The organism is Pantoea sp. SO10, from assembly GCF_005281435.1.
Lineage (GTDB): Bacteria > Pseudomonadota > Gammaproteobacteria > Enterobacterales > Enterobacteriaceae > Pantoea > Pantoea leporis.
This window is the reverse complement of the sequence record NZ_CP040097.1, coordinates 16,610-42,203: the sequence shown is the minus strand read 5'-3', so window position 1 is coordinate 42,203 and position 25,594 is coordinate 16,610. Positions and strand designations below refer to the sequence as shown.

General features: G+C 50.2%; 23 protein-coding genes and 2 pseudogenes. 19 read left to right on the top strand and 6 right to left on the bottom strand.

Annotated elements, in window-relative coordinates; translation table 11 throughout:
* The 6 genes and pseudogenes from FCN45_RS23145 to FCN45_RS23120 all read left to right on the top strand — a co-directional run bounded on the left by FCN45_RS23145 (position 1) and on the right by FCN45_RS23120 (position 5,276).
* Positions 1–726, top strand: a complete 726-nt coding sequence (locus tag FCN45_RS23145) for a TIGR03759 family integrating conjugative element protein (protein WP_137387480.1) — start codon at positions 1–3, stop codon at positions 724–726.
* Positions 705–1,334: a lytic transglycosylase domain-containing protein gene (locus FCN45_RS23140; protein ID WP_137387479.1), complete on the top strand. Its 630-nt coding sequence runs from the start codon at positions 705–707 to the stop codon at positions 1,332–1,334. The genes FCN45_RS23145 and FCN45_RS23140 overlap by 22 nt, the downstream gene beginning before the upstream one ends.
* A gap of 2 nt (positions 1,335–1,336) precedes the next feature.
* Positions 1,337–1,843, top strand: a complete 507-nt coding sequence (locus tag FCN45_RS23135) for an integrating conjugative element protein (RefSeq protein ID WP_137387478.1) — start codon at positions 1,337–1,339, stop codon at positions 1,841–1,843.
* Positions 1,840–2,414, top strand: a pseudogene (locus FCN45_RS23130) (restriction endonuclease). The gene FCN45_RS23135 and the pseudogene FCN45_RS23130 overlap by 4 nt, the downstream one beginning before the upstream one ends.
* Positions 2,411–4,510, top strand: coding sequence for a type IV conjugative transfer system coupling protein TraD (traD, locus tag FCN45_RS23125; RefSeq protein ID WP_137387477.1), 2,100 nt, complete (start codon positions 2,411–2,413; stop codon positions 4,508–4,510). The pseudogene FCN45_RS23130 and the gene traD overlap by 4 nt, the downstream one beginning before the upstream one ends.
* A complete protein-coding gene (locus FCN45_RS23120; RefSeq protein ID WP_137387476.1) occupies positions 4,503–5,276 on the top strand; it encodes a TIGR03747 family integrating conjugative element membrane protein in 774 nt (257 codons plus the stop codon). The genes traD and FCN45_RS23120 overlap by 8 nt, the downstream gene beginning before the upstream one ends.
* A gap of 655 nt (positions 5,277–5,931) precedes the next feature.
* Here the strand turns inward: FCN45_RS23120 and FCN45_RS23115 are convergent.
* The 4 genes from FCN45_RS23115 to FCN45_RS23100 form a co-directional block, all read right to left on the bottom strand.
* Entirely contained in the window at positions 5,932–6,864 is a 933-nt protein-coding gene (locus FCN45_RS23115; protein WP_137387475.1) for a hypothetical protein, read from the bottom strand.
* Positions 6,865–7,245: 381 nt separating this feature from the next.
* Complete coding sequence (locus FCN45_RS23110; protein ID WP_137387474.1) at positions 7,246–8,661, bottom strand: hypothetical protein; 1,416 nt, start codon at positions 8,659–8,661, stop codon at positions 7,246–7,248.
* A gap of 247 nt (positions 8,662–8,908) precedes the next feature.
* A complete protein-coding gene (locus FCN45_RS23105) occupies positions 8,909–10,675 on the bottom strand; it encodes an ATP-binding protein (RefSeq protein ID WP_137387473.1) in 1,767 nt (588 codons plus the stop codon).
* Positions 10,665–11,843: a hypothetical protein gene (locus FCN45_RS23100; RefSeq protein ID WP_137387472.1), complete on the bottom strand. Its 1,179-nt coding sequence runs from the start codon at positions 11,841–11,843 to the stop codon at positions 10,665–10,667. Before FCN45_RS23100 ends, FCN45_RS23105 begins: the two co-directional genes overlap by 11 nt.
* Before the next feature lie 667 nt (positions 11,844–12,510).
* Between FCN45_RS23100 and FCN45_RS23805 the strand changes: the two genes are divergently transcribed.
* Positions 12,511–12,726, top strand: coding sequence for a hypothetical protein (locus FCN45_RS23805; RefSeq protein WP_246862594.1), 216 nt, complete (start codon positions 12,511–12,513; stop codon positions 12,724–12,726).
* 389 nt (positions 12,727–13,115) lie between these two features.
* On the opposite strand, the gene FCN45_RS23090 is transcribed toward FCN45_RS23805, so the two are convergent.
* The gene (locus FCN45_RS23090; RefSeq protein WP_137387471.1) at positions 13,116–13,697 is read right to left on the bottom strand and encodes a sugar O-acetyltransferase; all 582 of its coding nucleotides are present in this window, start codon (positions 13,695–13,697) and stop codon (positions 13,116–13,118) included.
* Between the two features lie 83 nt (positions 13,698–13,780).
* Here FCN45_RS23090 and FCN45_RS23085 point away from each other — a divergent pair, with 83 nt between their 5' ends.
* Positions 13,781–14,365, top strand: coding sequence for a TetR/AcrR family transcriptional regulator (locus FCN45_RS23085; protein ID WP_246862593.1), 585 nt, complete (start codon positions 13,781–13,783; stop codon positions 14,363–14,365).
* A 607-nt stretch (positions 14,366–14,972) separates the two neighbouring features.
* Positions 14,973–15,809, top strand: coding sequence for a DMT family transporter (locus FCN45_RS23080; protein WP_137387470.1), 837 nt, complete (start codon positions 14,973–14,975; stop codon positions 15,807–15,809).
* A 117-nt stretch (positions 15,810–15,926) separates the two neighbouring features.
* Here the strand turns inward: FCN45_RS23080 and FCN45_RS23075 are convergent, their stop codons facing one another.
* Complete coding sequence (locus tag FCN45_RS23075) at positions 15,927–16,607, bottom strand: SOS response-associated peptidase family protein (protein WP_137387469.1); 681 nt, start codon at positions 16,605–16,607, stop codon at positions 15,927–15,929.
* 381 nt (positions 16,608–16,988) lie between these two features.
* On the opposite strand from FCN45_RS23075, the gene FCN45_RS23070 reads away from it, so the two are divergent.
* The 10 genes and pseudogenes from FCN45_RS23070 (at position 16,989) to FCN45_RS23025 (ending at position 25,141) form a co-directional block, all read left to right on the top strand.
* Positions 16,989–17,324 carry an RAQPRD family integrative conjugative element protein gene (locus FCN45_RS23070; RefSeq protein ID WP_137387468.1) on the top strand — a complete coding sequence of 112 codons (336 nt, stop codon included), beginning with the start codon at positions 16,989–16,991 and terminating at the stop codon, positions 17,322–17,324.
* Complete coding sequence (locus tag FCN45_RS23065; RefSeq protein WP_137387467.1) at positions 17,324–17,566, top strand: TIGR03758 family integrating conjugative element protein; 243 nt, start codon at positions 17,324–17,326, stop codon at positions 17,564–17,566. The genes FCN45_RS23070 and FCN45_RS23065 overlap by 1 nt, the downstream gene beginning before the upstream one ends.
* A 31-nt stretch (positions 17,567–17,597) precedes the next feature.
* Positions 17,598–17,986, top strand: a pseudogene (locus FCN45_RS23060) (TIGR03745 family integrating conjugative element membrane protein).
* 13 nt (positions 17,987–17,999) lie between these two features.
* On the top strand, positions 18,000–18,365 hold the full coding sequence (locus FCN45_RS23055) for a TIGR03750 family conjugal transfer protein (RefSeq protein WP_137387466.1): 366 nt from the start codon (positions 18,000–18,002) through the stop codon (positions 18,363–18,365).
* Positions 18,362–19,018: a PFL_4703 family integrating conjugative element protein gene (locus tag FCN45_RS23050; protein ID WP_137387465.1), complete on the top strand. Its 657-nt coding sequence runs from the start codon at positions 18,362–18,364 to the stop codon at positions 19,016–19,018. Before FCN45_RS23055 ends, FCN45_RS23050 begins: the two co-directional genes overlap by 4 nt.
* Complete coding sequence (locus tag FCN45_RS23045) at positions 19,018–19,935, top strand: TIGR03749 family integrating conjugative element protein (RefSeq protein WP_137387464.1); 918 nt, start codon at positions 19,018–19,020, stop codon at positions 19,933–19,935. The genes FCN45_RS23050 and FCN45_RS23045 overlap by 1 nt, the downstream gene beginning before the upstream one ends.
* Positions 19,925–21,460, top strand: a complete 1,536-nt coding sequence (locus FCN45_RS23040) for a TIGR03752 family integrating conjugative element protein (RefSeq protein ID WP_137387463.1) — start codon at positions 19,925–19,927, stop codon at positions 21,458–21,460. The genes FCN45_RS23045 and FCN45_RS23040 overlap by 11 nt, the downstream gene beginning before the upstream one ends.
* A gap of 11 nt (positions 21,461–21,471) precedes the next feature.
* Positions 21,472–21,888, top strand: coding sequence for a TIGR03751 family conjugal transfer lipoprotein (locus FCN45_RS23035; protein ID WP_137387462.1), 417 nt, complete (start codon positions 21,472–21,474; stop codon positions 21,886–21,888).
* On the top strand, positions 21,888–24,749 hold the full coding sequence (locus FCN45_RS23030; protein WP_137387461.1) for a conjugative transfer ATPase: 2,862 nt from the start codon (positions 21,888–21,890) through the stop codon (positions 24,747–24,749). The genes FCN45_RS23035 and FCN45_RS23030 overlap by 1 nt, the downstream gene beginning before the upstream one ends.
* Positions 24,746–25,141 carry a hypothetical protein gene (locus tag FCN45_RS23025; RefSeq protein ID WP_137387460.1) on the top strand — a complete coding sequence of 132 codons (396 nt, stop codon included), beginning with the start codon at positions 24,746–24,748 and terminating at the stop codon, positions 25,139–25,141. Before FCN45_RS23030 ends, FCN45_RS23025 begins: the two co-directional genes overlap by 4 nt.
* The last annotated feature ends 453 nt before the right edge of the window (positions 25,142–25,594 follow it).

Genomic DNA, 25,594 nt, shown 5'->3' with positions numbered 1-25,594 from the left:
ATGGAGCTAAAAATACTCAGTCTTGCGGCGATTATGTTGTGTTGTTCGGCACAAGCAAATACCCAGGTTGTGAATGCCAGGGGCGAACCGGTTGATGCTTCGGATCAGAGCGTGCAGCAAAGCAGCGTGCAGGAACTTCAGCAGCAGGCCGGTCAGTGGGGGCTGAGTCAGGATGACTATCAGCGCTATCAGAGCCTGATGAAAGGCCCGCGCGGTACTCAGTCGCCGGGGCTTGACCCGCTTTCAACACTCGGTATTGAGGCGCGGAGTCAGGCTGAACGTAAAAAATACGCAGAAAAATGGGTCAGGGAAGAGTTTGCCCGCACGCAGAAAGAGCTAGATTTTCAGCGTGAAGTCACCGCCGCTTGGAAGCGCCTCTACCCTGAAACCCTCGCGGTCAACATGGGCAATGCGGCCGGTATTGCCCACGACACCGGCGGGCGGCTGGCACTGTTCGTGAAATCCGCTGGCTGCGGGCAGTGTGACGCCCGCCTAGCGGCGGTGTTAGCCGATAACAGGCCGGTGGACATCTACCTTGTGGACAGCCAGGGGGATGACGGAAAACTGCGCGGCTGGGCGAAAGAACATCGTATTCCGCTGGACAGGGTGCGCAGTCGGCAGGTCACGCTAAATCATGACGGCGGTCGCTGGATGCGGTTCGGTAACGGCATGATGCCGGTCGTTCTGCAGCAGGGGGAAAACGGATGGCAAGTCGCTACATTCTGACCGGCGCGGCGCTGCTGCTGGTTTCACTTTGTTCATTCGCTGGTGACAAACAGATTGTCCCGGAGGGTTACGTGCGCGTGGCACAGGCTCACAACGTGCCGGCGGAGTCGCTCTACTCGGTCAGCCTGCAGGAGTCTTCCCGCAGGTTGCCACAGGGCGAACGCCCGTGGCCGTGGACACTCAACGTCGCGGGGAAGGGATATCGTTATAAAACCCGCCTAGAAGCCTGGCATGCCATGCAGGTATTCATAAAAACGCACTCCCTCAAGCATATCGATGTCGGCATTGCGCAAGTGAATCTCGGCTGGAACGGCCAGCGTTTTACTTCGACCTGGGAAGCGCTCGATCCTTACAAAAACCTCAACGCCGCTGCTACCATTCTGCGGGAATGCTGGGACAGAAAGCCTGGCAGCTGGCTTGATGCGGCCGGCTGCTATCACCATCCCGCAGGTGGCGCTCCAGCAGCCCGTTATCGCGCCTTCGTTAAAACCAAACTCGCCCTGCTTCAGTCTTCGCCGCAACAGCCGGCGGCGACTGCGGTAGAACAGACAGCATCCGCATCGGTGCCGGATACCGGCCTCGTCTGGATAAAACCACGGAGTCAGTGATCATGACGCTGAACACACTCATCATTACCGTAATCATCGTTTTCTCACCCGCTGCGCTGGCCGGGCTCAACGTCATCGCAGACCTGGGCGGACAGAGCACGCAGGCTGTTTTTGACGCCGTCAACCGGCAGGACGCGCCGCCACCGCCTGCCGCACCGCCGGCGCAGGGCGAAGCGGCCATGCTGCCCGTGACAACACCTGAAATGTCGCCGGGTAACGTTGCCCCCCGGGCGCTGACGCTGCCGGGTATAGGGGCGCTGTTTATCATCGGGGATGACGGTTATTCACTTCAGTGGCTGGCCCACAACGCACAGCAGCTTGCAGCCAGAAACGCGGCGGGCCTGATTGTGAACATCGATAACCCGGCGTCGCTTGCTGAGCTGCGTAGCCTGGTCCCCGGCCTTCAGCTGGCCCCCTCATCGGGATCTGAACTTGCCCGTCGCCTACAGCTGACCCATTACCCTGTGCTTATCACGGACAGTGGCCTGTCTCAGGAGGTGCCGCAGTGATATCTGCCCCTTATGTCGCTGCCCTGCTGATGGGGAATCCGGTTCTGCTGGCTGCTCTGCTGGCGGTCATTGTTTATCTTCTCTGGCGCTTTCGCCGGCAGACGGCCAGTGAGCGCCGGCATCAGCGCTATCGCGCGACGGCTGAGCGCGTTTATACCTGCCTCGGCGAACTTAACGGTGACGGGCAGCGCATGACCTATCTGCGCAAAATTAATCCGTATGTCTTTGAGGAGCTGCTGTTGCTGGCGTTTGAACGTCAGGGGTATCCCGTACAGCGTAATGCGTCGTACAGCAGAGACGGCGGCCTTGACGGAAAGGTACATATTAACTTAACGGCGAGTGCTGGCTGATTCAGGCCAAACGCTACAGTTGGTCCATTACTCCGGCGCATGTACGAGATTTTGAAGCGGTACTGATGTGTATGGGGCTGCGAGGCCTGTTTATTCATACCGGCCGTACGGGCCAGAAAAGCCGGGCTGTCAGCAGGGGGTCACAACAGTTGATGATTATCAGCGGGCACCGTCTTTTAGCGCTGCTGGCAGGCAAACCATTCGAGGAGTTTTCTCTGTGAGTGATAAATACGTTATTGAAGCGCTTCTGCGCCCCGCCGTGGAGCTTAATACGGCCGTGGCAGCCGGCACCGCCGCCGTCGTCTGCGTCACAGCGCCGTGGGCGGTGGCTCTCGCGCCCTCCGTCAGCTACGTCACCGCCGGCGGATTTGCGGTGCTGTCTGCGTTGCGTGCGCGTCAGGGAATGCAGGTTGTTCGCTACCGTCGTAATCTGCGCCGTCTGCCGCGTTACGTGATGACGTCAAAGCAAATCCCCGTCAGTAAGCGCCGGCTCTTCATGGGAAGAGGATTTCGCTGGACTCAGAAACATACCCAGCGTCTGCGAGATACGCTGCGCCCGGAGGTGGCCCACTATCTGAAACCCTCCAGGCTCTATCAACTTGCCCGCGAGCTTGAGGAGGCAACGGAAAGCAGTCTGCCGGCGGTCGGTAAACTGCTCAGTGCCGATACTGCGCTCAATCCCGTTCGCCCGCTCCCGCCGGTCGGGGGCAATCCGGCCATTCATGGCATTGAACCGGATGAAAGTGAGGTCACGCTCGATTTACGTGAGCGCGTCGGTCATACGGTAGTTTATGGCACCACCCGCGTGGGGAAAACGCGGCTGGCTGAATTACTGATCACCCAGGATATACGGCGCGGGGACGTCACCATTGTATTTGACCCAAAAGGGGACGCGGACCTGCTTAAAAGGGTCTGGGCGGAATCGCACCGGGCAGGGCGGGGCGATGAGCTGACGGTTTTCCACCTCGGCTGGCCTGACATATCCGCGCGTTATAACGCCGTGGGGCGTTTCGGGCGCGTATCGGAAGTCGCGACCCGCGTCGCCGGCCAGCTCAGCGGCGAAGGGAACAGTGCGGCGTTTCGCGAGTTCGCCTGGCGATTTGTCAATATTGTTGCCCGGGCGCTGGTCGCGCTTGGGGAACGTCCGGATTACAGCCTCATTACCCGCTACGTGAACAACATTGCCGACCTTTATCTGCGTTACGCCGAAAAAATCATCACCGAGAAGCTGCCGGAACTGAACAGCCAGATCGAAAATAATGCCAACGCCTTCAGTGAAGATGACGTACCGCGTGCCATGCAGGGACAGCCGGAAGCTGTGCGTATCTGGGCCGTTGAGGTGGCGCTGAGCTCGGACGCCGGCAATCAGCTTTATGACCCGATACTGGACGGGCTGCGCTCTGCGGTACGTTATGACCGTACCTATTTTGATAAAATTGTTGCGTCACTGCTGCCGCTGCTGGAAAAACTGACCACCGGTAAAACGGCAGAGCTGCTCTCGCCTGATTACCTGAATATGGACGATCCCCGCCCCATTTTTGACTGGGAACAGGTGATCCGTAAAAAAGGCATCGTTTACGTAGGACTCGATGCGCTCAGCGACAGCGAGGTTGCCAGCGCCGTGGGTAACAGCATGTTTGCCGACCTGGTGAGTGTGGCCGGCCATATCTACAAGCACGGTATCAACGGCGGCCTGCCCGGATCCAAAGAGGGCAAGGACGCCATCAATCTGCACTGCGATGAGTTTAACGAACTGATGGGCAATGAGTTTATCCCCCTCATCAATAAAGGGGGCGGTGCGGGAATGCAGGTGACGGCCTATACGCAGACGTCCTCCGATATTGAAGCCCGGATCGGGAGCGCGGCCAAAACCTCTCAGGTTCAGGGTAACTTCAACAACCTGATTATGCTGCGCGTCAGGGAGAACCGGACGGCCGAGCTGCTGACCTCACAGCTTCCGCAGGTTGAAATCTACAGTAAAACGCTGGTCTCAGGTCATCAGGATTCGGCTGACGTCACCGTAAACCATGATTTTACCTCCAGCACGCAGGACCGCGTCGGCACCATTAAAGTGCCGCTGCTGGAGCCTTCCGACATCGTCACGCTGCCAAAGGGCCAGGCGTTCGCGCTGCTTGAGGGTGGTCAGCTCTGGAAAATTCGGATGCCGTTGCCGGCGGGTGATGCCGGTGACATTCACATGCCTGAAAATATCGCGCGTCTTGCCGAAGAGATGCGACGCAACTATCACAGTAGTGAAGGATGGTGGGACAGCCGCAGTTCAGCAATCGCAACAGTGAAGGGAGATGATCATGGCTGAGGCACGTCGTACCGCACCGCAGCAGTATCCGCAGCAACAACCCGTGCAATCTCGTGAGCACGGGTTGTTCTATAACCTGGTCTGGGGCTGGCCGTGGAAACTCATCGGCGTGATTCTGGCCTCACTGATGCTGAGTCTTGTCATTGAATACATCGGGATCGCGTTTTTCTGGCCTGAATTGGGGGCTACGCACAGCCAGACGGTGATGAATACCGAGTTTGGCTATCTGTCTTCTGATTTTACCCGCAGCCTGTTACTTTCCGAACCAGCTGCAACGGTAACGCGCTGGGTGACTGATGCTTATCAGTGGGCGTTCGTGGACAGTGGCATCGTCAGCTGGATACAGGATACCTATCAGGCTGAGATAAACAGCGGCAACGAGGTATCACGCAATCTCAAGGGAGCCAGCAGCTGGCTGGGACATTATCTCCAGCAGTATATACTGGCAACGGTATATGTTTCTGTCGTGACCCTGATCCGCGTGACTATCATTGCACTGTCTGTGCCGCTGTTCGTCCTGGTGATATGTGTCGCCGTGGTTGAAGGACTCGGCCGACGAGACCTTCGTCGGTTCGGAGCCGGTTATGAGTCCTCGTTTTTGTACCACCGTGCGAAAAGGTTGATCAAACCGGCCGTCTATTTGCCGGTGATGGCCTATCTTTCCTGGCCTTCAGCGGTCTATCCAAACCTTCTGCTGTTGCCTGCAGCGCTTATGCTAGGGTTCACCATTACGGTCACAACAGCATCGTTTAAAAAATATTTATGATCAAATAAACCCCAGGCTTGCACGGTGAAGTCTTGGGGTTTAAACGAAGATAAATTATACAGAGGTTGTGTTGCAGCGAAGGGCGGCAATGAGCGAAAACGGACCTTTAGACTCGAAGTATGATTAGCCGTCATATTTGTAGATAAAGGTATCATCAACTATCCCAGCACTATTTAAAGGCTGTCAGAACTGACGTGAACCATGCTTAGCATCCGGCTGGAGCAGGCCCGGCCACAGCTGCTGGCATCCCTGACTCTGCGCTCGCCATGCAGCACCATGCGGATATGCTGGAGAGACTCATATGTGAGGCTGAAACGGCGCTGGTAAGTCAGCTCGCCCTTAAGTATCGATGCTAGTACGCCTGCTGGGGCCAGCGCGCAAGCGCTGGCTTAGCGAAATCTAATGTGGTCGCGGTAGCTAGGGAAGGCTTAAAATAAAACAGCAAAGGTGTCGCGAAGGAAGCCGGTAAAAATTAATGTCATTCCGAGCAATAATTTCCTCCAAAAAATGAGGGTGTTTATACAGTTAAGGAGGGTTATTAATGAGTGGCGCTATAGTATTGATGTGATTGAATTGTTAGTGAAAAGAGTACTATTGTTTGAATTGGTATAACCATAACCAAGAGATAGCGGATGAGGAAAATCATTAAACAAATTTAATCCGTCAATATGACCAATGGGGGGATAATTACCGATGTAATGCCTAGTCTTTTAACTTCATCCTGCAATAATTTCTCCTTACGTCTAGTGCCATTTGGGAAATCAATCATCTCTTTATTATGTCGAGGTTGGAAGTGTCTAATGAGAACCGCTTCAACTAAATCCCGCAAAAATTCCTGATCTAAATCGGAATCGCATTTATAGGAATAAGCAAAAATCACAGGCTCATGTTCTAACTTTGTCGTCATTAATATATTCATTATATCTTTTGTTTTTTCATGGTCATGTAGTCTGTCCTCAATAAGCTTTGACTGACCTATATAATGTATCTCATAGTGCAAATAATCACGAAAGCTATAAAACTCACACTGGTTTGTAAAATTTATAAACTTCATTAAATCAGGTGTCAGCCTCAGAGAGATGGGGCCGGGTTTATCATCTTTGAAGTAAAATGTAATTCCGGTAAAAGATCCAGTTGGACAAACGTTAATGATCTCGCAATCTTCCCCGGCGTATCCACAAATTACTCTTTTAAAATATTTGCTGAAAGATAGTCTAACTTCAGCCTTATGTATTTCTTGTATTGGTGATGAGTTGGTTTTATTAAAAGCGCGCGGATCCGGTTCTATATTAAAGTCGATGTTTAGTATATCGACTTTAGTTTTATTAGCATTATTAACTCTTATGAAATCACCTTCGGGGTAAGACGTCAGTCTGAAGCGAGGCCGGGTTGTCATAAAGTATATGTGGTAGTCTGAACCTATTTCTCCTACAGATACAGTTTTGCTTATAGCGTCGCCAATATTTTTTTCAACACTAACGGCTATTTCATCTTTTTGTGATTTAGCTCTTAATTTTTTCACTGAACCTATTGCGCCATAAGATAGCGCTAACGGATGTTTTTCGAAATTAAAGATAATTGTATTCATGATTAATCCTTTTGCGTAAATCTATTCTGTATTGAAATTAATTATAGCAATATTTCAATTTAAAACATAACAGACAAAATAGTTCATGCTTAGTAGCCCCCTTTGGCTTCCTGGCGCTGCCGGAGCGTCAGCCGCACTGCGCTAAGCGGTTGCGCCTAACCTCTCCAGCGCCATCAATTCGGCTCGATTAAAGGGTTAGATTTGCCGATGCGTCAGAAGCGGCGTTTCGATTGTATCTAATTGCGAACGACCGGATAAACCCTACTCTTAACGAGCGTTAGCACGTTTATCCGCTATGAGCGAGAAGCGGATATTCATGTAAAAAAGCCCTCGGATAGAGAGGGCTGTTATATGATCTAAGCTTTTTTTGCCTCACAGTATTTAGTATGAGCGAATAAGCTTATCGTAGGCCGTTGCTTTTGATAGGTTCGGTAACTGTGGGTCAGTCGATGCTATGATCGCATTAAGAGCTTGCAAGGTTATTTGATTGGTAGTTCTGCTAACAAAATGTGATGCTATATGTTTATATCGAGAAGCACATGTTTGAGTTGCAAGCCTAGATATTACGTCTTTATCATAAATTATTTTAACGAACTCTTTTAACTCAGCCTCGCCGAACTTACCAATCATTTCCTGATAATAAGAAATGGCCATATTAGATACACCATAGCTGTTACCCAAATAACATAAAACTAAAGTCTTAACATATTCGAATCGAATTGAATCAGGAACATTTCCAGCAGAAGAGATATATGCAGCCAAAGAAGATGCATGGGCTGGTTCATTATGGAAATTATTCCACCCAAAATGGGCTTGGTATAGATTTGTCACTCTGATTGATATTTCAACAGCCAAAGAATCAGATGGAAGATATGGAAGACCAGATACAGTGGTTAAAAACTCATTAGCCGCATCTTTCCTAGCTCTCTCACCGTTAGCTGCAAAAGATTGATATCTTATACCACAACTATACTTCGTAGTTTCTGACGAAAGATCCCAACATTTTTTTGCAATTTCTTTTATATTATTCTTAATCTGTACAGCTGCGTTTTCATTAGTATACATCCCAAATATAGTTCTTAAGAAAGAATCAACAACATCTTGAGGCAGGCTTTCCATCGCGGATTTTATATGGGCTAAGTCTTCACCATCTAAGATAGCGCCTCTGATGTTAGATAGTACTCTCTTTATTTGTAATGCAGAGGGTTCTGGTTCTTTCGCAATCACTTCTTTGATGCAGGTTTCAAGCCACGAGATGAGCATGAATCCTGTTAGCTGACTTTGGTTAGGATGTGCTGCGCTAGCCCAGTTCCTCATGTCTCTTATATAATCGAGATGTTTAAAACCTATATCAGAAAGTAATCCTGTTAGATGACAACCCTTAACAAGTTCCCACTCCTCTATATTAACTAAATCATCTACAGTTTTAAGTTTATCTCTTCTTTTTGTGTCAGTGACGATACTGTCATAAAAATAGTCTATATCGTTAAGGGAAACCTTCCATCTCAAATTTACTACTGTTTCATTCCATAAAAAATTGAGTGCTGCATCAAAAAGGCCAGCGCCGCACGCTGCAATAAACTTTGATAGATATAAAGAATCTGCACGCCTTACACTGTCAATGCCGCCAATAACCTTTGGGAAGTTATCGATTACAGTGTATCTCTGATCATTGCCGACTAAAACGCCATTTGCCGGAAGATTCAAGTCGGTGAGGTAGGTAGTTAATGATGTTGTGAAATTATCAACACCAGTTGTTACTGCGGTCGTATTTACTGTAGTAGGAAGATTACTCATCTTTAACCCTTTTCATACTTGGATAGTGGGTAAATCTGTTAATTTTCAGTTCCACGGGGATTTAACTACGAAAAACTCATATTGCTTCGCTCACTCCATCTGATTTTTCTTGAAGGTCGTGACGGTCGACTATTACGTCTAAATTTATAAGGTCTGCTCTTTCATGATGATCCACTTGGATTAGGTAGAGGAGTTCGCCCTGTCCTACAATCCTGCTCCTTTAAGAAACAGAACTCCGACATGATATTCACTTCCTCCAGCGTTCGATGACCTTTTCGAAAGCCACATCGCGCCATAGCGATTTCCACTCATGATGAACTTTAACGCTTTGGGAGTGAGGTTCTGGAACCGGCAGTGGCATTTTGATAACTGCAGGCAGTAATACCGCATCACCCACTACCACACACTCACCTGGAGCCAAGTTTGGTAAAATCTCGGTGATACCATTCGAATTGTCTGGAAATAGTCGTCGCACATATGACTGATCGGCATCATTTGTCAGACGTAGAGAGATGAAGTTGTTGCATTGAGCAAAAATGGTTTCTGATACCTCTGAGGGACGCTGGCTTACTACCATCAGGCTCAAGCCATATTTTCTGCCTTCTTTTGCTATGCGCTCAATAGATTTCCTAGATGCCCGATAGGATGCGTGTCCGTCCCTAGGTACATAATTGTGAGCCTCTTCACAAACCAACATCACCGGGATGTCATTAAGCTTGCCGATGGCATGCTGCAGCTTTGAATAATGGAAGCAAAAGTCGAAAATTAGGCGAGAGATCAGACTGACTGTAACGCTGAGCACTTCAAATGGCACCCCGCTTAAATCGATGACAGTGACGTTTGATTTATCCAGATAGCCAATGAATTGTTTCATCAACGTCTCAAAGTCGTCTGTAACATGTGCATTTCCGTCAACTTTCTTGGCATTTAACAGAAACCGTAGCCGTTTATCTTTAAGTTTCGACTCCAGCCGCGAAGCAAACCTATTGAACTCGCCACTGAAAGGACCGACGGTTGCCTTAGTTGCTCCCGCAGACGAGGCAGCGATAAAGTCGTGAATTTTGTCAAAATAAATCGTTCGATCGGTGACAAGATCTCCACTAGCCAGCTTTGGTTTATCTTCCCCCACCAGTCGACCAATCACTTCTCGATTCAGGTTTTCTATGTAGTTGTAGACTTCCTTAATAGAGAAATATACAGGCGTGTCATACGTAACTTCCGGAACGTTCGGATTATGCTTTTCTTTGTTCAATACAACGGCATGCTTGAACTGACTAACCTGATTATGAGAGTTATTCTCATTACTTTCGATGAACATGCTTTCAAGTTCTTCTGAGTTCATTAGCCAGTAGGGCAGTTGTAGAGTATCAATATCAAGTCGGGCGAGAGTGAAAGATTCCTCTTCTTGCAGACTGAACGCAGCAGAATATTCATCGTGAATATCGAAAATCACCACATGCGAGTTATTCTGCCGATCTTTATTGTTGTTTTTATACTCAGCAATTCCAACAATCCTCTGCAAAACACTTGCAACTGTGCATGACTTACCAGAGCCCGTGGAACCTACGATGGCAATGTGTTTACTGAAGAATCTGTTACCACTGATCATAAGATCGGTGTCTTTATTCATGGAAAGCTTGCCGAGAGGGAAGTCGTGCTCACTATCAGCTGAAAAGATTTTGTCTAAGGTGTCATTTTCAGCAATGAATGCATGCTCAGTGGGGACCGGTAACAGGAGACTACTGCGGTCGAAATTTTTATCATCTACCAACGTTCCGATAGCCTGACACTCAATCAGGAAGCTCCAGGTCGGCTTGCCTTCTGCATCAGTGGTGTTAGTACCTTTGATATTACGGATGGTGACAATCGTAAAATCGTAATTACCTTGGGCAATTTTCAGGAAGCGACCAACCTGAAGGTTTTCTTTATTTGTTTCAAATTTCTCAAGACTATCTACTGCAACGATGACAGCCTCTGGCGCGCACGACAGTACAGCTCCGATTTTAGTAGCCATTACTGATCCCCATCATATATTTAACTTCATCAAATTTTTCGGCACCCAGAGCCTCAAGATTTACATCCTGAAAATCCAGTTCTGTCACATCTCCATCTCCTATTACAAAAAAATCATCTGCTTTAACTTTGGAGTTAAGGTTTTTGTAATCGTCCCAGCGAATAAAGCGAAGAACAAATTCTTTTTTATCTCGGGTAACAATAGGCTCACTGAAAAACTTTTTTTCGGAGAAGGCTTTGACATGGCGTCCGATATTAGGAATCACATCCTTATCGTATAAGCGTTCTGCAATATCATCAAAGTCGGATTGAGAAACATCCAATATAAAAATGGGAGTGTGGGTATGAGACTGTTTAAAATGATATTTATCAATAAAGGATTTTATAAACAGGACTATCTGGCTATCGAACTCTTCAAGGAGTTCAGGGAAAACTGCTAAGAAACGTAGGCGCGCATTTAAACTCAAATTTTCTTTCAGTTGCTTTCGTCGGGAATCCAAAACCTTCTGTCGCGTTTTTAATGCAAGGGTCCATTGTGATATAGCTGTTGATCTAATACGACGCAGTTCTTCCAGAAAGAACTTTCTGGTGATTTTCCTCAAATTCTCATCATGTTTGATGCTTCGCTCACCTATTATCTGAATGGCATTAGGGTAAAATAACGTTTCAACCTCACCTTTACTGAATCCCAAAGCGATAAGAAGTTTAGTATTCTCCTCCATCAAATCGTCATACTTTGGTGTAATCGATATTGAGAACTCTTCCAGGAACGCTTTAATATCAACACCTTCTGCATCAGCTATAAGTGTTTTTAAGTTTTGATTATTAGAATTCAGAGCACTTTTAAGCTCAACATCGGTTATGGTCACCGTGGGGCTATTTGGGAAGTGCACGAAGAGATGATATTTTATTTTTGCAGTTGGATTTGACTTAAAGTGTTTCATCATCTGAAGCAACGGGTCATAAAGTATGCTTATGGAATACTTAGACTGCGCCTCATGATATTTACATTGAATGGCTTTAGTACCTGAAAATGTAGCCACCTCAATATCTTCTACAATTCCTTCAATTGTAATTTCCGCCTCATCTGCCGCTTTAAGCAATTCAGAGAGCGTCATATTAAACTGATACAGAAACCCTTGGATGGTGTAATCGGCCGAACGTCCCATTTTGACCTCAGTAAGTAACAACGTCAGATGTTGGCTGCAATTTCATATTTCGTAACACTATAAGCTGACAACTCAGATTCTGCTAGATTGACTTTAATAATGTTCATAAAGCTGTCAGGTCTGGTCCTCGTGGTGATGGGAACCTCAACGCTGACTTATAAGGATCCATCGTCCCCATGGCGCTGCCATAGAGGCTACCACCATAGCGAAAGATAAAGACGGGCTTCAGCGTGACTGCTCATAGCTAATCAAAAAAGTGATGTCAGCAACGTCTGCTCCTGGCACAAAACCGTCAGTCAAAAGAACCCGAGTAATCGTGAAATATTGTCAGTTACGATTTAGAAGTAAAAATCATCCTGACGTTCATACCACCATTCGGCAAAATTATGCCACTGAGAAATTTACTGAGTAGGCTTGGAATGATTCTAAACTCAATGATGTAGCTGGTATCAACACTGCTGTTTATCGCCTGGAACTTTGGTATCACACTGAAGAATACTTTCCGCACAAATGCGAAGCATTTTGTCATCCTGCTGGTCATGCACCTTACGCTTAGCTTTGCTGCGATTACGCTTAAAAAAATGGCGTCGCCGTTTTGCATAAGGGCGACAGTCCATGGCTGGGCCTGAGCCTGAGGCTTCTGGTGAAAAGCTATATGGCATTAGTAATGATCATGATGACCAGTTTTATGATTGCACTAGCTAGCAGAGGCGCGCAACAGATGACGCACTTTCATAAAACTCACAATGCGGCCAACCTGAACCGTAACCCGCTGAAATTTTACTTGCGGCAGGAACACGCCATTGTCTGGGTCTATCGCCTGTTATTTCTTGCCGGTGGTGTTTATATCCTGTGGGCCATATGGGTTAGGTTGCCGTTTTAGCGGATGGATGAATACGATAAACCCATGCCAAAAATCTGTGTTTACCTGCTTTACAGATAACCCCCCGCGGTATGGAAAGGGCCAGTTTGGATATCGAAAATTATTGTAAGTTAAGGTGGTTTTTGTACCTCTAAGCTGTGGTAGAGCTTAAACACTTTGTCAGGTAGCTTTGAGCAGGAGAGGACGTTTGAACTTGAGCGCCTCGCGTATTGTGAATATTGTCGCATGTTACTCAGCGAAAAGCGGGTCAACCTGACACCTTTAAAAGATTATCTCACCGGCAATGATTCTGCTGCAGATATTGCCGATTCAGGTTTAGAAATGAGGTTACTAGGCTGAAATTTCGATACTTTTTGGTCTAATTAGTTAGCAGAACTTGCCCTGAAGTGTTAGTTGTATCGTAGCTTGTCTTCTTCGGATATTTTTCTGATGACTCTCGCAGGATTTCCGGCCATCAGCACCCCTTCGGGGACATCTTTGAGAACAACAGCTCCGGCACCAATCACAGCGTTGGACCCCACCGTGACTCCGGGAAGTATGTTTACACCAGCACCAATCCAGACATTATCTCCAATGGTTACCGGATGAGCATACTCGAGGCCCTTATTTCTGCGTTCTGCATCAAGCGGGTGGCCTGCAGTATAGATACCGACATTCGGGGCGATGAACACATTATCACCAATGATGACCTTAGCACCGTCCAGAACGGTAAAATTAACATTGGCATAGAAATTATCCCCAATTTCAATGTTATAACCGTAATCGCAAAAGAATGGCCCCTCAATTGTAAAATTCTTACCCCGTTTGCCCAACAAGCTTTCCAGAATGTCATCCCTTTTCTGCTTTTCAGTAAATGGCGTGTGATTGAAGTTAAAAAGCTTTAGCTTAGCTTCATCACGCCTGCGGAGCAGATCACCATCATAATTTGCATCGTAGAGTAGACCTGCTGCTGCTTTTTCAGCTTCGTTCATTGTTGATCTCCATACAGTTCTTTTATATGTACGATTGTACATATAAAATGAGCTATGTACACTCATGCCAAGAGAGCTTGCATATGGGCGAATTAAACCAAGAAACAACGGCAGGGTCAGGACGCAGAAAACGCCGTTTTGACCCGCTACGGCGGGAACGCCTTATCGAGGTCACTCTTGAAGTGATTGCTCAAAATGGTCTTGCCGGGACATCCTCACGAAAAGTTGCTGACGCAGCCGATGTCTCTCTTGGCTCGATTACCTATTATTTCGAAAGTCTTCATCAACTCATAGAAGAGGCTTTTGTTCGGCTGTCTTCAACGATCAGCGATGAGTTCACAAAAATGCTTACCGGAGCACCAACACGGGAAGAGGCTATAACGGCCGTTGTGGACATTATTGACCAGAAAATCTGGGGGACGCCGCGGACACTTACCCTCAGTTTTGAATTTTATGCATTTATTTCAAGAAATCCGCATCTGAATTCACTTCCTCAGCGCTGGATGAAGCAAAGCCGTCGGGCACTGGAACAGCATTTTAGCCCCACAACCGCACGGGCGATTGACGCAGTAATTGAGGGTGTTGGGATCCATAATCATTTTGACCATGAACCTATGACGCGGAGTGATATAGAGCGTGTCATACGGCTTGTAGCTACAGCTGATTAAGGAAATTAGGCAGATTTTATATCTGTCACCAGGATGATGCTTTTTATGAAGCATATTTTATCTGCTACTGCTACGGCGTTTTTACTCTCACCTTCAGTCAGCGTCGCAACGGTAACGCTTCCAGAACCTCTGTCCATAAAGGTGAGATGGTCTTCGCAGGCCAAAAAGCGGCGAATCTTGCAGGAACCAGTCTTTTTGGAGCAATACCGGCTGGGGTAGGGGAAAATTCCACACTGATAATACCGTTAAGATGATCCAGCATAAGTTGTTACCTAATGCCATCCGCATTGCTGTTGGGATTGAAACACCCGGAGGAAATTTAGATGCATCCGGAGAGAATATGAGCAGAGTTGATGCAGTAATCAAATCAGCCTTGCTCGGAATATATATGTCATAGTGGCCTGGCATTCTCATGAAGCGGAAAAGAATGAAGCCGAAGCGGCGATAATCTTCAATGGGATATATTTTAAATATGGCAGGCATCACTGACCTTACGACGTCTTGTTCAGCCGTGATCCGGTCAGTGCGTCAGTTAGGTGCTAAGCTTTAGACAAAGTTTTATTTATTCTTGAGAAATTGATTTGAATTTTATTTTTTAGGATGGTAAATGATGCAATTTAAGGCTGTTAGTAACATTACGATATCTGCATTAATGTTTGCGTTGGCGGGGATGATTGTCAAATATGTTTCTTACAAAATGGATGTTCTGTCATTGGTCTTTTGGCGCAATGTGTTCAGCTTTATTATTGTATCTTTTGTAGGTCTGGTGTCTGGGAAGTTCAGCTTCAAATCTGAAAGGAAAGGTCTCCATGCACTTCGCTCATTTTTTACATTTTGTGCGTTGATTACCTACTTCTATGCTGTTAAACATACTGAGTTGAGCACTGCAGTATTGCTTCAGCAAACATCACCAATATTTGTCCCGGTCATTGCATTGCTGGTACTGAGGAGATTGTCCGATCGCTATGTTTGGATAGGAACTATCATAGGATTTATTGGCGTGGCGATGACCAGTGGCGTGGCGACATATAGCATCAATGGAGGTGCTGTATCAGGTATAATCTCTGGAGTAATGGGTGGTGCCGCAACGATCACCATATGGATGATGTCAGATACAGAAACCCCTTATAGTCAACTACTCTTCTTTTCTCTCTACACCTTGATATATTCGCTCGTATTTCTACCATGGGTATGGGATTCATTTAGTCTTTCACTTGTTCCATTGTTATTTATGCTTGGGGTGGTTACCACTCTCGCACAATACTTTCTGTCTGCTGCATGTTCTTATGCGTCAACTGATAAAATTGTGTCCTGGACCTACCTGTCAGTAATATTCGCTGCTTTATTTGGTTATGTTGGTTGGGGAGAGAAATTATCTTTTAGCATGTTGTCTGGAATGACATTGATCATCATCGGAGCTAAAATAACCTTAAAAAGAACCTAGATAAAGTTTCTTTAATAATTCTGGATACACGCCGCCATTCGTATTTTATCCATATACAATGTCCGCTGTTGGCACAACGCGGACATTATCGAGCAGAAGTCTATTGGCTATGCACACTCATATGTCGCTAGTTTTGATGAGTTCAATGATCTCTTTGCCCTGATTTTTGGGGCTGTTAACGCGGGTGCTGACAGGGTGCCAGTTAAAATCACTCACCGGTAATGCCGCGTCCTTCGCAATTTCCTCAGCCAGCTTTGGTGTTGTGTCTTCATTCATCCACTCCAGGACGGAATCTGCCGACAAAACAAGTGGACGTCGGTCATGAATATCCAGCATGCCATCACTGCTGGCCGACGTCACAATCAAAAAACCGTCGTGGCCTTGCGGGTCATCAAACGGCGATTTACCGATCGCTGCGAAGAATAGCGGGGCGTGGTTTTTATGATAAATGAAGTAAGGTTGTTTCTTCTCCTCGCCTCGTCCCCATTCAAACCAACCATCTGCAAAAACAATCGCGCGGCCATTGGCCCATAGAGACTTAAACATTCGGCTTGATGCTGCCGTTTCGACGCGCGCGTTAATAAGGGGCTGCTTATTCCACCACTCAGGACCGTAACCCCAGTAAACCGGATCGAGGCATAGCTGCTGCTCACGTTCGTTCAGGAGCAATACGTTTGTGCCCGGCGCTACGTTATAACGCGCGATAGGTTCCGGGTCGTGAATGTAATCGGTGTCGATAACGCCGATAGTGTCAAAATAGATGTCACGGCTCTGGTACTGCGCAAATCTTCCACACATAGACTTTTCCCCCTATATACATGATAGCGGTCTACGCATGCTGCGCCTTGATTCACTGAGCATTGAGCTATTGCCGAAATCAGCGAGTGAACCCGCTTTTAATTTTTCATTCGGTAATTAATTTAATGTTCTCCCGTTTTCTACATAGGAGCTGGACGGAGGCACCTGAAAATGGTTTTCAGGTGCCGGCCGTCAGCAGGCGAGGCGCATAGCGCCGCGTCAGTAATTCATTTTAGTTATAACAAACACGAGTATCTGGCACCCCTTCAGTCAGCATTCGCGCTGACCTCTAAATTTTTATTTTTCCAAAAAGAGTTAACGGCTGAACCCGACGCCGGGATTTCGCATGCTTACCGCATTCAATAACCACTGGAGGTGCATATGAAATCTCTTTGTCCGGCAACACGACTTCTGTTTTGCGGCGGTGTGCTGGGCCTGATCACACTCGCGTCCTCTCCTGTATCTGCATCTGAGAAAGACGAGCTGGCATCCGCGCAGCGGATGATCGTCCAGGTGCAGGCTTCTCTGGAACGGGCGCGGGTTGCCGCAGCACAGGCTGACCCATTGGAACGAGGCCGCTATTTCTTCGATTACCAGCGGGCAAACGGCGACCTGAAAACGATCAGCGCCGGTATTGACCGCTATCTGGAACCCACGCGTGCTCAGCCCCGTGATTTATCAGGCTTGGCGGGAAATTACCGCCGGGAGCGCCCCTGATGGCGATGACCGCTGCACAGGAAGTCGCTTTTAAAGCGGCTTCGGGAAATGTGGAACCGAATCTGCTGCACCTGCTTTGTCTCGGGCTGCTGATCGCCTTTCTTTTCTTCTGGGCAGCATGGGCAATCGTGGACGTTTACTCAGGCTGGACCAGTCAGCGGCTGAAGGAAGGTGCCATGGGCAGAGCCATTATCCGCTCAGTTTTGTTGTTAGTCGTCAGTATCTGGATGTTTTGCAGTTAACCCTTAACCCACTCTATTTACAGGTGAAATCATGTCTAAATTTGTATCTGCAGTAACCCGCGTAACCGCTAAAGCCAAATCAGCCTGGGCACGTATTCTGACGGCCGGCATGCTAAGTGCCGTGGCCGCTAAACCGGCTTTAGCCGACTTACCAACCGTGGAAGGTCCAACCTCCAGCGGTACGGGCACGGGGCTGATGGGCACGCTGAGCGGCCACGTACAGGATGGTCTGGTTCTGGGGGCTTGGTGTTATGTGCATTCGCATTCTTCAAAGTGGCGGAAGCGGGCCTTGTTACCTTCGGTGAGGTGCGTAATGACCGCGCATCCTGGACTAAATTCGGCTCCATTGTTGTCGTCGGCGTGGTGATGCTGGTTGCGGTTATCTGGCTACTGGGCAAGTCCGCAGAAGTCATCGCATAAGGTCGTTACCCCAATGGCGACCATCAGATTTCTACCGGATCGCCTGAACGCTGAGCCCGTCGTATTCCGGGGGTTCAATACCCCCGAGTTAGGTCTGGCGGCGCTGACTGGCGTGTTATCCGGCTTTGTCCTTTCACTGCCTTTCGCCTTTGTTTTCGGCTGGCTTGCTATTCCAACCGGCACACTGCTTTTTCCTCTCGTCCTGATTGCTTTTGGCGGCAAATGGCTCGCCAGCAAAAAACGGGGAAAACCGGAAAATTATCTCTGGCAGCAATTTGAACTGAAAAAGTGCCGTATGGGGCTGGGCGATATCAGTTTAATCATTCACTCGCGGGGCTGGTCCCTGCAACGCAGCAAAAACCTCAGGAGTAGCAAATGAGTCGTTTTCGCCACGCGGTTAAGGGCCGCGATCAGCATATTTTCACCCTGCGGGCGGCGTGCGTCGTGTTGCTGCTCTTACTGGTGACCGCAATGGGCGGCTGGATGAGAGCGCCTGAGAAGCTGACCATCCATAACCCGCCAGACCTGCGCAAAGGGAGTACGCGCCCGTGGTGGGAGATCCCGCCGCCAACCGTTTATGGCTTCGCGTATTACATCTTCCAGCAGCTCAACGCTTGGCCTAAGAACGGTAAGGCGGATTATCCCGCCCGCATTCAGTCGCTCTCAGCGTATCTGACGCCACAGTGCAAAGCGTTTCTTGAGGAGGATGCAAAGGTACGTGGTGAAAAAAATGAGCTCACCGATCGTGTCCGCGTGGTGTACGAAATTCCCGGTCGCGGCTATTCCGGTGACAGCGTGAAGGTTATCGATCGCGATAGCTGGACCGTGAAACTCGATCTTGTAGCTGATGAATATTACCTCACCGAACCGGTAAAACGCGCCATGGTGCGTTATCCCCTGAAAGTCGTGCGCTGGGACGGTGACTCTGAAACAAACCCGTTTGGCATGGCGCTGGACTGCTACGAGAGTATTCCGCAACGCCTGTCTGCCGCGCCTGAAGAACCCAAACAGAAAAATAAAGGGATGTTCTGATGACGCCATCATTTACCCTCAGCCCCCGAGCCTGTCTTGTCGCGCTGTCACTTTCACTGCTGCCGACGGTCACAATGCACGCCTCGCGGGCACAGGCCGATGAACTGATGAAATGGGAACGCGTGCCGCTGCAGATACCGCTGAAAATCGGTCAGGAGCGTGTGGTCTTCGTTGATAAAAACGTGCGCGTCGGGTTTCCCCCGGCGCTGAACGGCAAGCTGCGCGTGCAGAGCACCGGCGGCGCGGTGTATCTCAAAGCCGACAGTTATTTTTCGCAAACCCGCCTGCAGCTGCAGGACATGGAGAGCGGTGAAGTGATTCTGCTCGACGTGCGCACCACCGCTGCCGCGTCTGCCGAGCCTGTTAAAATCATTTACAGCGGTGACGTCAGCACGGTCAGCAGCGCAGCCGGTAACACGGGTGAGAAATCCGGCGGGGAGGGCAGTACCCCGCAGACAAAACGCAAAAAAGTCAGCTACAAGGCCCCCATTCCGGTCCTGCTGACGCGCTATGCAGCCCAGAACCTCTATGCCCCGGTACGCACCATTGGAGCAGTGCCGGGAATACACCCCGTTAATCCGCACCTGCCGTCACGCATTAGCACGCTGTACCCCTCTGCCCCCGTGACCGTGTCACCGGTTGCCGGCTGGGGCGTGGCAGGTCGCACCGTTGTGGCTCTCCGGATCCGCAACAGTTCTTCCAGTAAAGTGATTCTCGATCCGCGTGAGCTGCAGGGCCAGTTTGTCACGGCCACTTTTCAGCATCGCTGGCTGGGTGTAGCCGGTACGCCGGAAGATACCACCACGCTCTACCTCGTCACGTCAGGCCGTCCTGATGACGCTTTTGTGCGTGAGCCGTCCACTGTCCACAAGGCCGCTTCCCGTCCGGCTCAGAAGGTGATCCGTTATGAAAATTAAGTCAAACGGGCTGGTCAAAGTGATGATCCCGGCCATTCTGGTCGGAGGCGGCTTTATTGCCCTGAAAAGCTATAACAGTAAGCCGCAGGAGCCCGCTGCACAGGCCGCCCATGCGCAGACTGACGATGCGCTGAAGAACCTGTCACCCCAGGAGCTCAAGGCACTCGGCATCGAGGGCGACACCCCGCAGGATACGCTGAAAACGATCGTTGGCTCGCTTAACGCCGTCCGTCAGCAGCAGGATTCACTCAACAAACAGAATGCAAGGCTTCTGGACGAAAATGAAAAGCTGCGCGAGCGCAATACCAACGTGTCCGGTCAGGTAAATGAAGCCGTGCAGGGCGTGGAAGAAAATTACCACGAACGTGAGAACCAGATGCGTCAGCAACAGAACGTCCTGACGTCAAAACTCAACGAGCTGACAAATAAACTGCAGAATGCCGGCAAAGATCTTGCCGATAAGGCAAAAGGCCAGGACGGCGATATTCCGCTGGGGCTCGGTCTCGACGGCATGGGGGCCGGCGACGGAAGTGCCCCGGCCCCCGGCAGCGATGGCCTGATGTGGGTGACGCCGCAGGACAGCCCCGCCCCCTCTTCAGCACAAAACAGCGGCAGTGCCGGAAATAGCGCCGGAGAGTCCCGATTCCCGACGTCCTTTCTCAGCGAAAACACCCTTACAAAACAGAAAGCCAGTTACGAGCAGCAGGTCAAGGGCTCGACGGCTGAAAAAGGCGCTGAAGACGAAGCCGAGCCGGTTTATACGCTGCCTGAAAACTCCACGCTCATCGGCAGTCGTGCGATGACGGCGCTGCTCGGCCGCGTGCCGATCAATGGCACCGTCACCGACCCGTATCCTTTCAAGGTGCTGATTGGCAACGACAACCTGACGGCCAACGGCATCGAGTTGCCGGACGTGGAGGGGGCAATCGTCTCCGGCACCGCCTCCGGTGACTGGACCCTGTCCTGCGTGCGCGGTCAGGTCAACAGCGTCACGTTTGTGTTCACCGATGGCACGGTGCGTACTCTGCCCAAACCGGATCGCAGCGGCAAAGGCGGCAATAACAGCAACCAGAACGGCGGGAAAGAGACCGGCACCAGCGGCGGCATCGGCTGGATTTCAGATGAAAACGGGATCCCCTGCATCTCCGGCACGCGCAAATCGAATGCCTCAAGCTATCTGCCAACGATCGGGCTTCTGGGTGCAGCCGGCGCGGCGGGTGATGCCATCGGTCAGAACCAGACGACAAGCCAGACAAACGCCTACGGCGGGGTGACCTCGACGCTGACCGGCGACGCTGGGCAGGCCGTGCTGGGCAAGGCGATTTCAGGCAGCTCGGATGAAATCACCGAGTGGGTCAAACAGCGATACGGCCAGACGTTTGACGCGATTTACGTGCAGCCGGGGGCGAAACTGGCCGTACACATTACCCGCGAGCTGGCGATCGATTACGAAGATAAGGGCCGTCGCGTGCGATATGACTTTACCCTGTCAGGCGAAGACGGCAGCACCGGCGGACTGGACTGAGGATAATAACCATGAGTATGACTACAAAATTCGGGATTTTCATGATTGTTGCAGCCAGCCTGCTTGCCGGCTGTTCCACGAACAAAGATGAAATGCTGCCGCCTGGCAACAGCAATATGCTGGAGCTGTGGAAAGGCACCGACGGTGAATCGAGAGCGACACGCGGCAGTGAAGCCCGCAGCACGCTGCGCCGTGGGCTTTCGGACGGAGAGCAGCAGGCTGCGCTCAGCGACGACCGGAGCTACAGCCGCACGCAGGAATCGGAAATCAGCCAGCAGTTTCCGCGCCTGCCTAACCCTGAAATGGTGATGTACGTGTTCCCGCATCTGGCAGAGGGTAATACTCCCGTGCCGGGTTACAGCACCGTTTTCCCGTTCTATGACCAGACGCAGTACGCCATGCCAGGTGAACGTACGGAGGCCCTGTAATGTTTGGACTCTTTAAAGGGAAATCAGCCAGTAAGCCTGCTCATCTGTCCGACGTCTCTGAGCAGACCGGCCCGGAGCCGGTTACGCGCCCGGGTAAGATGTCTCAGTCTGATGAAAAGCGCGTTTACGCGCACAATCCGTCCATCGTGGACTATCTGCCGTGGGCAGAGTTTCTGGATGAAGAGCAGTGTCTGCTGCTCGATGACGGGATATCCGTGGGTGCCGTGTATGAAGTGACGCCGGCGGCAACCGAAGGCCGTCCGGATGAGCGCCTGGAGCAGATCCGCGACGTGGTGGAAGATGCGCTGCAGGACAGCTTTGACGACCTGGCGAACAACCCCTGGATTGTTCAGTTCTTCTGCCAGGATGAGAATAATGTTGATGCCTGCCTTGACCGTCTGCGCGGTTACGTCAAACCGCACGCGCAGGAAAGTGAATTTACGGAAGCCTGGCTTAAAGAAACGGAACAGCACCTGCGCGGCATTGCCCGCCCTGAAGGGTTGTTTGAAGACAAGCTGATCACCGGCCAGCCGTGGCGCGGTCAGCAGCGACGCACGCGCATGGTGATATACCGCTGGGCGACTAAAAACAGCGGTGATTTAATGTCACCGGTTGGCATGCTGAATCAGGCGTGTGACCGGCTCTGCAGCGCGTTCTCCAGCGTGAACATCGTCTGCACCCGTCAGAATGGCCTGCAGGTACACTCCTGGCTGCTGCGGATGTTCAATCCTGCCCCTGAAGGCATGGACAAAGAAGCCTTTTACCGTGCTGCCGCCTATCACGACAGCCGGGACACGCCTGCGGGCATGATCCCGACGGAGAATGACTTTGCAGAAACTCTGCTGTTCACGCCTCCGAGTTCTGACGTGGAAAACGGCGTATGGTGGCTGGACAACATTGCGCACTCCGCCATTTCCGTTGAGCGCCTGCGTAAGCCGCCTGAGCCCGGCACGCTCACCGGCGAAAAGAGTCGCGGAGAAAAGAAAATTAATGCCCTGATGGACACTTTTCCTGAAGGCACCATGCTGTGCATGACGGTTGTGGCTGAGCCGCAGGATACGCTGGAGGAGAAGTTTAACCGCCTGGCGAAAAACGCCATCGGTGAAAATACCGAATCCGGCCGCGTCCGTCAGGACGTCGCAGCGGTTAAAGAGCTGCTGGGTAACCGCCACAAACTGTATCGCGCGGCCATCACCTTCTATCTGCGGGCAAAAGACATGCCCGAAATGAACCGTAAACGTATTGAGCTCAGCACCGTATTGCTGAACGAAGGGCTGCAACCGGTTCGCGCCGAGCATGATACCGGTCCGCTGAACACCTGGCTGCGGGCGTTGCCGATGTGCTTTAACCCGCAGCACGACAAGAAAAACTGGTATACCCGGCTGACGTGGGTCCAGCATATCGCCGGGCTCCTGCCCGTCACCGGCCGCGAGACGGGGACCGGCAATCCCGGATTCAGCTTTTTCAACCGTGGCGGCGACGTGCTGGACTTTGATCCACTGAACAAACACGACCGCTCTCAGAATGCACACATGCTGCTGTTCGGACCTACGGGTGCAGGTAAATCAGCCACGCTCTGCTCAATGCTCTGTCAGTTGATGGCGGTTCACCGCCCGCGCCTGTTTATCGCGGAAGCCGGTAACAGCTTCGGGCTGACCGCTGACTACTTCGAGAGTCTTGGCCTGACGGTCAATAAGGTCAGCGTCAAACCCGGCAGCGGTGTGTCTCTGCCGCCTTTTGCTGACGCGCATAAGCTGTTTGACAGCGACGCGCCCGCGCCGGCGATTAATGAGAGCGATCTGCCGGATATTGAAGACGACCCGGAAGATGATGAAAACGGCAAGCGTGACATTCTGGGCGAAATGGAAATTTCTGCCCGGATGATGATCACCGGCGGTGACCCAAAGGAAGATGCAGCGCTGAAACGTGCCGACCGCGCCATGATCCGCGAAGCGCTGATCATGGCCGCACGCAAAACCCTGGACGAAGGTCGGCAGATGCTGCCGGGTGATCTGCAGAATGCGCTCAACACCATCTCAGTGGAGTCTGAGAACCAAAGCGGACAGGTGCGTAACGAATCCCGCCGGGCAAAAGCAGCTGAAATGGCCGAGTCGCTCGGTATGTTTACGCAGCTGGGCAGCTTTGAAGCTGAACTGTTCAACCAGGAAGGTTCTCTCTGGCCGGAGGCTGACGTGACGCTGATTGACCTGGCGCACCTTGCACGCGAGGGATACGAAGCGCAGATGGCGCTGACCATGGTGTCGCTGACCAACACCATTAACAACATAGCCGAGCGGGACCAGTACCTTGAACGCGATATTGTTTTTACCGTGGATGAGGCGCACGTTGTGACGGTTAATCCACTCCTAGCGCCCTATATGACCAAAGTGGTTAAGATGTGGCGAAAGCTGGGTGCCTGGCTCTGGCTTGCCACGCAGAACCTTGAGGATTACCCGAACGCTGCAGGCAAGATGCTGAACATGGCGGAATGGTGGATCTGCCTGACTATGCCGAAAAAAGAGGTGGAAGATATCGCCCGTTTCCGGACGCTTTCAGAGGAGCAAAAAGCTGTGCTGCTTTCCGCCAGCAAGCTCTCACGATGCTACACCGAAGGGGTTGTGCTCTCGAAAAAAATTGAAGCGCTGTTCCGTGCCGTGCCGCCCAGTCTTTACCTTGCGCTCGGGATGACGGAGAAAGAAGAGAAGGCCGAGCGCAAAGCGCTGATGCGTAAACATAACTGTTCTGAGCTGAATGCTGCGATTCTGGTCGCGAAAAAGCTGGATCGTCTGCGTGGACTGATGACGACTGACGCGGCTGGGATGCCCGAAAACAACGATAAGAGAGAGATGCTGACCGCATGATTAAGCTCAAGTATGCGCAACCAGTGACCCAGCGGCCTGTGCCGGATGAAACGCCTACCCCGGTCATGTTCAGTCTGCATCCGCAGGGTGAACCTGCGATGACAGCCACGACATCTGAGCGTCTGGCAGCACTGGAAAATGCGCTGAGGTCACGGCTTCAACCACCGGTCACGCTTACCTGTAACCCGCATCGTATCGGTAAGAGCAATTGTGTTTCAGTGCATTTTGAGGACAGCAGGGGTAAACGTGCGGACATTCTGCTGACGCAGGAAGGTCGCGCCGGACTACCACTGGACCACGAATTTGATTCACCACGCTGGCATGTAAACGTCCCTGACGCAGCTGATATGGTTTTCCTAACGCTTTGGCTCAATAACGTTTTCCCTAACTGAGTCAAACTCATTATGAAACCGGCCTTCAAGCCGGTTTTTTCGTTAAACGGCTCAGTGACGGGAGCTATCACTCGGTAGATGAAAAAATTGTAAAAAAGCAGTTTCAAAGGGATCTTTTAGATTCAAGGCCGAAGCATTTGTGGCTTTAGCTCATTGATTAAATTAAATAATTATAATATTTAATCTTGGTGGGTATAGAGCATTTTGGAGGAAGCCCGCAATGACTCTGCTGGTAAGATGCATTTTATCTCTGTACTAAGTTGGCTTTACCTAGCATAAAACTCCATTTAGAGTTATCAGTGACGGATAAAATAAAAAATCTAGAATTTCATGACTTAACCATATGATCTATAAGTATGTTGATGTAAGTTTAACTGATTCTCATCTGTGTGAGTGTTTGTAATTATTATATACGCAGTGTGACATCCAATGCCTAAAAACCTAACGCATCTT

Bases quoted from the DNA above. Each gene is read 5' to 3' on its own strand.
- FCN45_RS23145 (WP_137387480.1), top strand. From the start codon at position 1: ATGGAGCTAAAAATACTCAGTCTTGCGGCGATTATGTTGTGTTGTTCG.
- FCN45_RS23140 (WP_137387479.1), top strand. From the start codon at position 705: ATGGCAAGTCGCTACATTCTGACCGGCGCGGCGCTGCTGCTGGTTTCA.
- FCN45_RS23135 (WP_137387478.1), top strand. From the start codon at position 1,337: ATGACGCTGAACACACTCATCATTACCGTAATCATCGTTTTCTCACCC.
- FCN45_RS23120 (WP_137387476.1), top strand. From the start codon at position 4,503: ATGGCTGAGGCACGTCGTACCGCACCGCAGCAGTATCCGCAGCAACAA.
- FCN45_RS23115 (WP_137387475.1), bottom strand. From the start codon at position 6,864: ATGAATACAATTATCTTTAATTTCGAAAAACATCCGTTAGCGCTATCT.
- FCN45_RS23110 (WP_137387474.1), bottom strand. From the start codon at position 8,661: ATGAGTAATCTTCCTACTACAGTAAATACGACCGCAGTAACAACTGGT.
- FCN45_RS23105 (WP_137387473.1), bottom strand. From the start codon at position 10,675: ATGGCTACTAAAATCGGAGCTGTACTGTCGTGCGCGCCAGAGGCTGTC.
- FCN45_RS23100 (WP_137387472.1), bottom strand. From the start codon at position 11,843: ATGGGACGTTCGGCCGATTACACCATCCAAGGGTTTCTGTATCAGTTT.
- FCN45_RS23805 (WP_246862594.1), top strand. From the start codon at position 12,511: ATGATCATGATGACCAGTTTTATGATTGCACTAGCTAGCAGAGGCGCG.
- FCN45_RS23090 (WP_137387471.1), bottom strand. From the start codon at position 13,697: ATGAACGAAGCTGAAAAAGCAGCAGCAGGTCTACTCTACGATGCAAAT.
- FCN45_RS23085 (WP_246862593.1), top strand. From the start codon at position 13,781: ATGGGCGAATTAAACCAAGAAACAACGGCAGGGTCAGGACGCAGAAAA.
- FCN45_RS23080 (WP_137387470.1), top strand. From the start codon at position 14,973: ATGATGCAATTTAAGGCTGTTAGTAACATTACGATATCTGCATTAATG.
- FCN45_RS23075 (WP_137387469.1), bottom strand. From the start codon at position 16,607: ATGTGTGGAAGATTTGCGCAGTACCAGAGCCGTGACATCTATTTTGAC.
- FCN45_RS23070 (WP_137387468.1), top strand. From the start codon at position 16,989: ATGAAATCTCTTTGTCCGGCAACACGACTTCTGTTTTGCGGCGGTGTG.
- FCN45_RS23065 (WP_137387467.1), top strand. From the start codon at position 17,324: ATGGCGATGACCGCTGCACAGGAAGTCGCTTTTAAAGCGGCTTCGGGA.
- FCN45_RS23055 (WP_137387466.1), top strand. From the start codon at position 18,000: ATGGCGACCATCAGATTTCTACCGGATCGCCTGAACGCTGAGCCCGTC.
- FCN45_RS23050 (WP_137387465.1), top strand. From the start codon at position 18,362: ATGAGTCGTTTTCGCCACGCGGTTAAGGGCCGCGATCAGCATATTTTC.
- FCN45_RS23045 (WP_137387464.1), top strand. From the start codon at position 19,018: ATGACGCCATCATTTACCCTCAGCCCCCGAGCCTGTCTTGTCGCGCTG.
- FCN45_RS23040 (WP_137387463.1), top strand. From the start codon at position 19,925: ATGAAAATTAAGTCAAACGGGCTGGTCAAAGTGATGATCCCGGCCATT.
- FCN45_RS23035 (WP_137387462.1), top strand. From the start codon at position 21,472: ATGAGTATGACTACAAAATTCGGGATTTTCATGATTGTTGCAGCCAGC.
- FCN45_RS23030 (WP_137387461.1), top strand. From the start codon at position 21,888: ATGTTTGGACTCTTTAAAGGGAAATCAGCCAGTAAGCCTGCTCATCTG.
- FCN45_RS23025 (WP_137387460.1), top strand. From the start codon at position 24,746: ATGATTAAGCTCAAGTATGCGCAACCAGTGACCCAGCGGCCTGTGCCG.